The sequence below is a fragment of the Aliikangiella aequoris genome (assembly GCF_053709105.1).
The window spans coordinates 1,159,134-1,170,454 of the sequence record NZ_CM132298.1 but is presented as its reverse complement, the minus strand read 5'-3'; the positions used below and the strand labels follow the sequence as shown (position 1 = coordinate 1,170,454).

Below are 11,321 nucleotides of genomic sequence, written 5' to 3'. Positions count from 1 at the left end.
TTATACTAAATCTAGTTGCGCTTTAACTGGCCCAAAGCTCATTCGATGAATTGGCGTAACGCCTAACCGTTGAATTGCTTCGCGGTGGAATTTTGTAGGGTAGCCTTTATGCTTTGCAAAACCATACCCAGGATACTTTGTATCCATTTCTAACATCTCGTTATCTCGCGCAACTTTTGCAATGATCGACGCCGCGCTTATAGCCGCCTCGGTCAAGTCGCCTTTTACAATCGCTCTCGCAGGGCAGGGCAAATTGGGTAATTTATTACCATCGACTAAACAAAATGTTGGCGCAATATTTAGCCCTTTAACAGCTCTTTCCATAGCAATTAAGCTGGCTTGTAAAATATTCACTTTGTCAATTTCTTGTGGCTCTGCTCGCGCAATACAAAAACTAAGCGCTTTATTTTTTATTTCAATGGCGAGCACTTCGCGCTTTTTCTCCGTCAGCTTTTTAGAATCAGTTAAGCCTTCGATTGGATTACTAGGATCAAGAATAACCGCAGCTGCGATTACTGGGCCAGCTAAAGGCCCGCGCCCTACTTCATCTACACCGGCTATTAAATCTTTTGGGTTTAACATCACTTTTCTTTTTATTAGAGTAATTGGTCAATAATAATTAATCGATCAGCTCGCAAATTGCATTTGCTGCTTTCTCACTTCCACCTAACTTTAAGTTCTCATGAAGCTGATAAAAAGACTTAACAGTCTGTGCACTCGCTTTGCTATCAAAAAGCTTCAGTAACTCATGTTTTAGGTTTTCAGGGTTACAATCCTCTTGCATTAACTCCTTCACTAGCGGCTTACCAGCAATTAAATTAGGTAGTGAAAACTGATTTATCTTAAGCAGTTTTTTAAATATCCACAAGCTAAATGCGGAAACTTTATAACCCACTAACATTGGCTTTTTTAACAGCATGGCTTCTAAAGTTGCAGTTCCCGAAGCAAGTAATACGACATTCGCAGCTAACATGGCTTGGCGCGAATCACCATCAATCAATTTAATAGCCAAATTAGTCTGGTGAGCTTGTAGGTATGCCTCTATTTGTTGGCGCCTTTTATCGTTGGCACAAGGAATAATAACTTGTAAGCCTGCTATAGAGTCAGCGACACCTTGCGCCGCTTCAATAAAAGGTGCTAATAAATAATTAACTTCTGTACTTCTGCTTCCCGGTAAAAGTGCTAAAACTTTTTCATGTTCTGGGATATTTAGTAATTTTCTTGCTTGATTTTGATCAGGGTGTAGCGGTATTTCATCGGCAAGTGGATGGCCTATACATGCTGTTTTCACATTATGCTGACGATAAATTTCAACTTCAAAAGGAAATAAACAAATCATTAAAGAGACACTTTTGGCGATTTTAAATATACGATTTTCGCGCCATGCCCATACTGAAGGACTAACATAATGAACGGTTTTTATATCGGCTTGCTTTAATAAAAACTCTAACTGAGTATTAAATACTGGTGCATCAATACCAATAAAGCAATCAGGCTTTTCACTAATTATTTGGCGAGCTAACCGCCGGCGCATCAGCCACAGCTCTGGTAAGCGTTTTAAAATAGGACCAATCCCCATGATTGCTAATCTTTCCATAGGGTAATATTCGATTAGTCCCTCAGCTTGCATTAGCGGCCCGCCAATCCCTTTAAATACGGCATTTGGATAGCGTTGTTTTAGAGCCGCGATGAGACCTGCGCCTAAGATATCTCCAGACGATTCTCCAGAGACAATATAAAATAATTTTTTAGTCACGTTTTATACAGCTAAAATTAGCGCGCGATGCCGCGTTGAGAGTTCTTAACAAAGTCAACCATCAACTGCACTGAAGCACATTGCTCTGCCGCTTCTGCTAGCTCAGCTATGGCTTCGTCTATCTTAAGCCCTTGTCGATAGATCACTTTAAATGCGCGCCGGATTTGGGTAATGTCTTGTTTAGAAAAACCTCTTCGCTTTAATCCTTCAGCGTTAATAGCTCGAGGGCTAGAAGCGGCAAACAAAACAAAGGGTAATATATCTTGCGTCACAGCGCTTTTAATACCGACAAAAGCGTGAGCTCCAATATGAACAAATTGATGAACGCCAGAAAAACCACCCAATATAGCCCAATCACCAACCACAACATGGCCGGCTAAATTTGAGCTGTTTGCAATAATAATATTATTACCTAATACGCAATCGTGAGCGACATGAGTGTAGGCCATTATTAAATTATCATTACCTATCGTAGTTTCCGCTCTATCTTGTATTGTTCCTCGGTGAATAGTACAAGACTCACGGATAATATTATTATCACCAATAACGGTTCTAGTGGGTTCACCGGCATATTTTTTATCTTGATTTGCTTCACCAATAGAACTGAATTGATAAAACTGATTGTTCTTGCCTATTTTAGTGTGACCATTAATGACCACATGCGGACCTACAACGGTGCCCGAGTCTATTTCAACGTGCTCGTCAATAATAGAAAAAGGACCGACACTTACGTCTTTGCCTAACTTCGCCGAAGGATGGATAATTGCACTAGGGTGAATCACGATTGAATTTCCTGTTTTGAACACATCAATTTAGCTGAACATACGGTTTGTCCATTCACTTCTGCCACGGCATCAAACTTCCAAAATGTTTTCTTTCTTTTAATAAGTTGTACTTTTAATAGCAATTGATCGCCCGGCTCTACCGGCTTTTTAAATTTTGCTTCATCAATACTCACAAAATAGTATAGCGTATTTTCGTCAGCACATTGCTGCGAAGTTTTAAACGCCAAAATTCCGGTGGCCTGTGCCAATGCTTCTAAAATAAGCACACCGGGAAACACCGGACGATGCGGAAAATGCCCCATAAAACAAGGTTCATTCACACTGACATTTTTAATCGCATTTAGGTACTCACCTAGCTTGTAGTCAATAACTCTATCGACTAGCAAAAATGGGTAGCGATGCGGCAGCGTTTGCATTATTTGGTGTATATCGAGAGAATTTAACTGCTGGTCGCTATCACTCATTATTCTCCCCCTTCTCCCGCTCTAACTGAGAAAGTGCTTTTTGCAGCTGTTTTAGCTGTTTTGCCATATCATCAAGCTGTCTAAACCTTGCCACATTTTTGCGCCAAGTTTTGTTATCTTGCATACCCGTGCCGCTAGAAAAAACGCCAGGCTCTCGGTTTGAGCGATTAATAAGACTACACGCAGTAACGTGAGTTTTATCAGCAATCGTTAAGTGCCCCAAAATAGAGGAGCGTCCGCTAAAGGTACAATACTTGCCAATTTTACTACTGCCAGCAATACCAGTAAAACCGGCCATCGCTGTGTGTTCGCCTATTTCAACATTATGTGCAATATGACATAAATTATCGATTTTTACTCCATTCCCTATAACCGTATTATTTAAGGCACCTCGGTCAATACAAGCATTGGCGCCAATATCAACCTCGTTTCCAATAATCACTTTTCCGGTTTGAGGAATTCTAACCCAACATCCTTTTTCGTTAGCGTATCCAAAACCGTCTGCGCCTATAACTGCGCCCGATTGAATAATACAGTTTTCACCAATTTCAACACCGTGATAAATACTAACATTAGGATATATACGTGTTCCTTTACCCAATATTGTTGCTTCACCAATGCTTACGTTAGCGCCAATAATAACGTTGTCTTCTATTACCACTCCATGATCAATATAAACGCCAGCACCAATGGAGACATTACTACCAATGCTCGCTCCGGATGCAATTTGCGCGCTTGAATGAATCGTTTTGACTGGAACCGGTGTGCTATCTAAAAGTTGCGCAACTTTGGCAAAACCTAAATAGGGATCTTTTACAATAATTGCGTTGCCTTTAAATTCCTTTGCGGTATCAGCAGATAGCAAAACACAACCGGCAAGGGTTGTGTTGAGTTGTTGCTTAAATTTAGCGCTACTTAAAAAGGAGATGTCGTTGGGTCCTGCGCTTTCTAAAGAGGCTATACCATCGATGGTATGCTCGCTGTCCCCAACAATCTCAGCTTCTAGCAATTGCGCGATTTGCGCAATTGTATAAACCTTACTATTCAAATTAACTATCCTGCAGGGTTGCTCAATACTTTTATAACCTTAGGGGTAATATCTAAATTAGTATTATTAAATAAAACCGCGTTTTTCTGAACAATCATATCAAGCTTTTCATCAGCAGCAACTTGCTTAATAGCATCGTTCACTTTAAGCATGACTTTTCGTTTTTCAATATTGTTAGCCGCTTGAATATCTTCGTTAAAAAATGCTTCTTTCAGCTTATAGTCTGCTTCTAAAGCTCTTAATTCTCTTTGAAACTCAATCTTTTGTTGGTTAGTTAAAGTCATCGCGTCGCGCTTAACTTTTTCTTGAATTTCTTCGCTCTTTTTAATGATCTTTTTAAGCTCATCTTGGCGCTCTTTAAATTGCGTCACCACTTTTTGATTAACATCTTGTAGGCCTGGAGTCTTTTGAATCACTTCTTGCATGTCTACTACGCCAATTTTAAGTCCTGCCGCACTTGCAGTACCTAACATAGCAACTAAAAGTAATACTGAAACAAATAATTTTTTTAACATTTTTACACCTTTTGCTTTTATTTAAATTTAAAATTCAAGTTGGCTAGAAAGTTTTTCCAACATCAAATGAGAACGACTCTGTTTCATCCCCATCTTCTTTTTTTATTGGCTTCGACAAACTAATCGTCAATGGCCCCATTGGCGAAAGCCATTGAATGGAAAACCCTGCCGATATCCTAAATGTACCAGGCTCTGAATAGTCCGGTATGTTAGCATACTGTTCTGCAGAAAGATGACTAAACCTCGTTTTATCAAAGTTAGTATCCCACAAGTTACCCGCATCTACGAAGAAGCTCGTCCGTAAGGAGTTATTATCTTCTGCAAAAGGAACGGGGAAAATAAGCTCGAGCGTCCCTAAAACCCTGACGTTACCTCCAGCAGTTCTTCTGCTTAAAATCAGGTTGTCATTTTGGTTAGGTAGTACTACTGTACCAGAGCTTTGGCCAGTGTCCAAACCAAACGGGCCGTCAGCAGACTGATTTTGAACAATAAAAACTCTCGGCCCAATTGTGTTGTTTTCAAACCCACGCATAGTACCAGAACCACCTGCACCAAACATCTCAAAGAAAGGCAACGATTGACTGTCACCATAGCCGTCGCCATAAGACGCTTTAAACGTACTTAAAAAAGTCCACTTAGGCGCTATGGGAATATAATGGTTAATCATATATTCGGCTTTATAAAACTCTAGATCGCTGCCTGGAATGGTCGCATTCAACGAAAGTGATTGACTCGTCCCACGATCTGGAAATATCCCTCGGTTTAACGTATTTCGACTCCAAGCCGTTGAAACGCGATACAAGCCATAGTCGAAGTTAGGGTCGACTCGAATATCCTGACCATTTTCTTCGTAAAAATCAACAACTTGCGAAGATGTAGTATAACGACTCGATTTCAAATTACTATCTTGTATACCTAAACCTAGGTTAATTCGCGTTACTTCATTAATGGGGTAACCGAAATTCATATTCAAACCAGTCGTGTCGAGGATAAAGCTCGAGAAATTAATTTCGCCATAATCAGTCGTTACATATTCCAACCCAACCCCAGCACTAATACCATTTAAGGTGAAGTAAGGGTCAAAATAATCAGCATTATAACTTTCTGAAAAGCGATTTTTATTAATGCCAAACTGAATTCGCTTACCTGATCCCATGAAGTTGCTGTGGCTAACATTTGCATTTAACGAGACTCCCCAAGAGTCACTATAGCCCAGCCCGCCTTGTATCGTTCCCGCAGATCGTTCTTTAACTTGGTAGTTCACATCGACTCGGTCTTCTCTATCTTCTAGCTTTGGTGTTTCAACCTCAACTTCTTCTAAATAAGACAAACGTTGCAGTCTAATTTTTGAGCGATCGATACTAGAAGTTGATAATGCACTACCTTCCATTAAGCGAACTTCTCTTCGCAAGACTTCATCATTGGTTGACTCATTGCCATTAAAAGTAATGCGATTAACATAAACCTTTTTTCCGGGATCAATATAAAGCGTTAAATTAACTTTATTTTCCGCTTCATTAATATCAGGAATCGTTGCAACTTTGGCAAATGCATAACCATAGAAACCTAGACTGGTTTTAATTTGTTCTTCGGCAAAAGAAACCGCAGCTGCAGAATAAGTATCGCCTTTTGCTAAAGGCATTAAAGCTTTTAAGCGATCTTTAGATAAAATAAGTTCGCCGGAATAAACAATTTTATCTACCGAAAATTTTTCACCCTCTTCTACATTAATAGTGACATAAATTCCTTTTCTATCTGGTGAAATTGATACTTGAGTAGAAGTATTATTATACTTTAAATAGCCTCTATCTAAATAATACGAGCGCAGTGTTTCTAAGTCGCCAGAAAGCTTTTCTCGAGCATATTGATCGTCACTAGTAAAGGTTGAAAGCCAGCTACCAGTGGTTAGCTCAAATTGGCTTAGCAGTTCTTCGTCACTAAATATTTTATTACCAACTAAATTGATCTTTTTAATTCGCGCGGGTTCACCTTCTGTGACATCAAACTTCACATGAACTCGATTACGTGATTGAGCTATGATTTTCTCTTCTATCTTTATGGAATATTTACCATGCGAAAAATATTGCTCTTCCATGCCAATCTTTATACTTTTGATCGCTGACGGATCAAATATTTCACCTTTTGCAAATCCAGAGCTTTGCATCGCTTCTAATATTTGCTCGGTTTTAATATCAGAGTTACCATCGATTGTTATTTCTGAGATTGTTGGTCTCTCTTTTAAATCGATAAGAAGTTTATTGCCTTCTTTAAACAACCGGATATCTTCAAAACTGTTAGTCGCGAAGATAGTTCGAATAATAATAGGAATTCGAGTTTCATCAACTCTTTCTCCCACTTGTAAAGGAAGGAGGTTAAAGAAAGTTCCAAGCTCCATGCGTTGTAATCCATTCACCTGAATTTCAGAGACAACAAAAGCTTGCTTATCACTGCTGTCTGCCTCGGCCGCAAAACCTAATGCAGGCGATAACAAACAAGTGCTTACCAAGAAGCGAACCACCATTTTTCTTAAGCTGGATTTATTAGAATACTTCATAATTCCCTAACATTATAAAACCACGCTCTAAAGGCGTGAAAAATCATTAAAAATGGCAAAAGCCATCAAACAAAACACCATAAGCATGCCAATCTGCATACCAACTTCTTGTACTTTTTCTGAAAGCGGCTTGCCTTTAATCGCTTCAATCGCGTAATACATAAAGTGACCACCATCAAGCATGGGAATTGGCAATAAATTAATAAAGCCTAAATTGACACTTATCATTGCTATGAAACTAATAAAATACACCAGTCCGCTACGCGCACTAGTTCCCGCTCCTTCAGCAATAGATAGCGGGCCACTTAAGCTTTTAGGTGAAATGTCTCCAATTAAAAGCTTCTTAAACAAGCTAACCGTTAATGAAATCATTTTACCGGTTTCTTGAAAAGCTAACCCTAACGACTCAACAATGCCGCCTTGGCGCTTATCTAGATATTCATCAACCTTAATTCCTTGCGGAGTCACTCCAAGAAAGCCAACAGTCTTTCCATCTTTATTGTGAGAACCTATGACCACAAAAATAGGTTGCAGTTCACCATCTCGCTCAATTAATAACTTTACTCGCTGATCTTGCGCGATTTCTATTTTTGATACGAGTGATTTCCAACCTGAAACTGGCTCATCGTTATATTGAACTATCTTGTCGCCTACATTAAGACCGGCGTTAAAAGCCGGTGAATCCTTTGATATATTAGCCAAAACTGCGGGTCTATCTAAATCTTGATACTTGTTTCTAAGACCTAAGGACTCAAATATCTTTGGCTTTTCGGTATCAACCTGCCAATTTTTCAACGGTACAATTATTTCTTTTTGGCGGCTATTGGTAGACTCAACGGTAAGCGTAATCGCATCTGTGTCACCAATCTTTGCCACCAGACTGGTTAATAAATCGTTCCATAAGGTCACTGGGTTGCCGTCAATCGCGGTAATTCTATCGCCTTCAACTAACCCAGCCTTACCAACGATTGAGTTGCCGTCAATTTTACCAACCTGTGTCGTTAAACCTGTTATACCTAGAACAAACATCCACCAATAAAGGAAAATAGCTAATATAAAGTTAGCAATTGGCCCAGCGAGTACAATTGCCATTCTTTTCCAGACACTTTTACGATTAAATGCATAGGCAAGATCTTCAGGAGCAACATCGGCTTCACGTTCGTCTAACATTTTGACATAGCCGCCTAACGGAATAGCAGCAATTACATAACGTACTCCGTCTTTCGCAGTGCGTTGCCAAATAGGCGTACCAAACCCCACGGAAAAGGTTAAAACTTTAACGCCTAACTTGCGAGCCACCCAAAAATGGCCGTACTCGTGAATAGTTACCAGTACTCCCAAAGCGATAATAAAATAAATTAGATTAGAGATGAACACTTTTACGACTCTCCCTTTTCTATTATTTGGCGTGCGGTTTGACGAGCTTGCGAGTCGGCGCTCAATACACAATCTAAATTATTAACTTTATCAACCGGTATCAAATCGAGGGTCTTTGCAATAACTTTTGCAATTTGAGTAAACGCAATCTCTCGGTTTAAAAATGCTTCTACAGCAACTTCATTGGCTGCGTTCAAAATAGCTGGCGCGGTTCCACCACTTTTAATCGCTTGTATCGCGAGTTGTAAGCAAGGGAAGCGCTCAAAGTCTGGCTTTTCAAAACTTAAATCTTGCATTGAAAAGAAGTCTAATGCACTAACTCCAGAATTTATTCGCTCTGGCCAAGCTAATGTGTGGGCTATGGGCGTTCTCATATCTGGCTGACCAAGTTGAGCAATCACAGAACCATCAATGTAGGCGACCATTGAATGGACAATACTTTGTGGGTGAACGACTATTTGAATATTTTCTGGTGCAATATCGAACAAAAAGCAAGCTTCGATAAACTCTAAGCCTTTATTCATCATGGTGGCAGAATCAACTGAAATTTTCTTACCCATATCCCAGTTTGGATGAGCACAAGCTTGTTCTGGTGTTACCTGTTCTAACTCATCTAATGGAGTGGTTCTAAATGGACCACCCGAGCCAGTTAATAAGATCTTTGCAACACTCTGCTTGTCGATACTGGCATCTTGGTTATTAACCGGTAAACATTGAAATATCGCATTATGCTCGCTATCTACGGGAAGTAGCATCGCTTTACTATCATTTACTTCTTTTAAAAACAGCTCGCCCGACATAACCAAAGCTTCTTTATTGGCTAACAGCACTTTATGGCCTTGTTTAACCGCCTCTAAAGTCGGCAAAAGACCGGCTGCGCCAACAATTGCCGCAACCACAGTATCGATGTTCGGCAACTTAACACAATCAACCAAGGCAGCTGGGCCACTATTGACTTGTATACTTAATGACTTTTCCGCTAGCAATAGAGTTAATTCTTTTGCTTTAGTAGGATCAGCAACAACAACATATTTAGGCTGAAAGCGAATACACTGTTCAAGTAATTTTTGAATATTGTGATGGGCAGTTAGAACTTCTACTCGGTAAAGTTCTGGATTACGAGCAATTACGTCGAGGGTACTACTACCAATAGAACCCGTTGAGCCTAAAATGCAGACCCCTTGCATTAACGAAACCATCCCATATAGCTAAATATCAGGTAAAACAAAGGCGCAACCACTAGGCTGCTGTCGAGCCGGTCAAACAATCCGCCGTGCCCCGGCAATAAGTTACCTGAATCTTTTATATTTGCCGCTCGCTTTAACGCGCTTTCGAATAAGTCGCCATAGACAGAGAGAACCGCTAGGCCAACTGCCGCTAGCGTATACCAAAGTGGCGAAGCTACCTCAAAGCCAATTAAAACCACACCAAGCCAAGCAATGGCGACACTTAAAATAAATCCACCGGCAGCCCCTTCCCATGTTTTGTTTGGACTAACTAATGGGGCCAGTTTATTTTTACCAAATAATTTACCGGTAATAAATGCGCCGGTATCTGCTGCCCAAATAATACAAAACATTAATAATAAAAACTGACCGCCAAGGTAAACATCGATTAAATAACCTACTGCTCGCGTCGAAACTAATGCCACAAAAAATGCAGGCAGCAATGCTAACCCAATAAATAATAGCAAGCCTGAAAACTTCCACCAGACTTTAGATTCGGTATAACAAGCAACCACGGTAACCGCAAGAATAATTGCCACTATACTGACAAGCAGTGCAACCATAGGCAAATGAAAGACTAACTCAAATGGCCAATTAGGAGATGGCCAGAGTTCAAGATCGCCCCCGAACCACCAAATAACTAAATTGACAATAGACACACCAATAGCGTAAAAGCTCTGCCCGAGCGAACTACTCATACCGGCTACTTTAGCCCACTCCAACGCCACTAAGTAAGTAATAACTAGAACAACACCGGCAAAATACTCTAACTGTATTAAGAAAAATGCGCCTAGCACTAAAGGCAAAAGCGTTAAAGCGGTGACTATTCGTTGTTTAAGCATTATTTAGGTTCTCGCTGCTCAATTTGTTCGCCTGTCATACCAAAGCGCCTTTGTCTTTGGCTATAATCTTGTACGGCTTTGGTTAGGGCTTGAGTATCAAAATCTGGCCATAAAGTATCACAAAAATACAGTTCAGCATACGCAGCCTGCCAGATTAAAAAATTACTAATTCGAGTTTCTCCACCGGTTCTAATTAACAAGTCTAGTGGTGGTAGGTCTGCAGTAGCTAACTGCTGCTCTAGCATTTCTTCGCTAATTTTAATTGGCGTAGAACTACTTTCAATAATTCGGTTAACTGAATTAACAATATCCCAACGTCCGCCGTAGTTTGCGGCAACATTTAAACGCACAGATTGATTATTTTCTGTTAACTTTTCTGCTTGTTTAATACTCTGTTGGAGCTTTTCATTAAATGCAGAAGTATCACCAATAAACTTAAGTTTTACGTCATGCTTATTAAGGGTTTTCACTTCGCGGTTTAAAGCCATGATAAACAGCTCCATTAAGTACGAAACTTCTTCCTGAGGCCGATTCCAGTTTTCACTACTAAAAGCAAACAACGTAAGTGATTTAATCCCTAGTTTACCAGCTGATTCAACAACTTCTCGCGCACGCTCTACTCCAGCCTTATGTCCACTGGTGCGCTTCTTACCTTGAGCTTGCGCCCAACGGCCATTGCCATCCATTATAATGGCTACATGCTGTGGCGTTTTTAATTGCGTCATTAAGGTTGCCGTCTAGTTAGTTCAATTAC

General features: G+C 40.1%; 11 protein-coding genes. All 11 read right to left on the bottom strand.

Features of this window, described 5'->3' with window-relative positions; genetic code table 11:
• The 11 genes from rnhB to uppS are packed head-to-tail and all read right to left on the bottom strand — an operon-like array spanning position 1 to position 11,292.
• Positions 1-582, bottom strand: coding sequence for a ribonuclease HII (rnhB, locus tag ACUR5C_RS05170; protein ID WP_454467295.1), 582 nt, complete (start codon positions 580-582; stop codon positions 1-3).
• 37 nt (positions 583-619) lie between these two features.
• Entirely contained in the window at positions 620-1,756 is a 1,137-nt protein-coding gene (gene lpxB, locus ACUR5C_RS05165; RefSeq protein ID WP_454467294.1) for a lipid-A-disaccharide synthase, read from the bottom strand.
• Between the two features lie 17 nt (positions 1,757-1,773).
• Positions 1,774-2,538 (bottom strand): acyl-ACP--UDP-N-acetylglucosamine O-acyltransferase, encoded by a 765-nt coding sequence (gene lpxA / locus ACUR5C_RS05160; RefSeq protein ID WP_454467293.1) that lies wholly within the window; start codon positions 2,536-2,538, stop codon positions 1,774-1,776.
• A complete protein-coding gene (gene fabZ / locus ACUR5C_RS05155) occupies positions 2,535-3,005 on the bottom strand; it encodes a 3-hydroxyacyl-ACP dehydratase FabZ (protein WP_454467292.1) in 471 nt (156 codons plus the stop codon). Before fabZ ends, lpxA begins: the two co-directional genes overlap by 4 nt.
• The gene (lpxD, locus tag ACUR5C_RS05150) at positions 2,998-4,053 is read right to left on the bottom strand and encodes a UDP-3-O-(3-hydroxymyristoyl)glucosamine N-acyltransferase (RefSeq protein WP_454467291.1); all 1,056 of its coding nucleotides are present in this window, start codon (positions 4,051-4,053) and stop codon (positions 2,998-3,000) included. Before lpxD ends, fabZ begins: the two co-directional genes overlap by 8 nt.
• 5 nt (positions 4,054-4,058) lie before the next feature.
• Positions 4,059-4,568: an OmpH/Skp family outer membrane protein gene (locus tag ACUR5C_RS05145; RefSeq protein ID WP_454467290.1), complete on the bottom strand. Its 510-nt coding sequence runs from the start codon at positions 4,566-4,568 to the stop codon at positions 4,059-4,061.
• Positions 4,569-4,611: 43 nt separating this feature from the next.
• Entirely contained in the window at positions 4,612-7,122 is a 2,511-nt protein-coding gene (gene bamA / locus ACUR5C_RS05140) for an outer membrane protein assembly factor BamA (RefSeq protein ID WP_454467289.1), read from the bottom strand.
• 27 nt (positions 7,123-7,149) lie between these two features.
• On the bottom strand, positions 7,150-8,499 hold the full coding sequence (gene rseP / locus ACUR5C_RS05135; RefSeq protein WP_454467288.1) for an RIP metalloprotease RseP: 1,350 nt from the start codon (positions 8,497-8,499) through the stop codon (positions 7,150-7,152).
• A gap of 2 nt (positions 8,500-8,501) precedes the next feature.
• On the bottom strand, positions 8,502-9,686 hold the full coding sequence (ispC, locus tag ACUR5C_RS05130; protein ID WP_454467287.1) for a 1-deoxy-D-xylulose-5-phosphate reductoisomerase: 1,185 nt from the start codon (positions 9,684-9,686) through the stop codon (positions 8,502-8,504).
• On the bottom strand, positions 9,686-10,567 hold the full coding sequence (locus tag ACUR5C_RS05125; protein ID WP_454467286.1) for a phosphatidate cytidylyltransferase: 882 nt from the start codon (positions 10,565-10,567) through the stop codon (positions 9,686-9,688). Before ACUR5C_RS05125 ends, ispC begins: the two co-directional genes overlap by 1 nt.
• Entirely contained in the window at positions 10,567-11,292 is a 726-nt protein-coding gene (uppS, locus tag ACUR5C_RS05120) for a polyprenyl diphosphate synthase (protein ID WP_454467285.1), read from the bottom strand. The genes ACUR5C_RS05125 and uppS overlap by 1 nt, the downstream gene beginning before the upstream one ends.
• Positions 11,293-11,321: the final 29 nt, after the last annotated feature.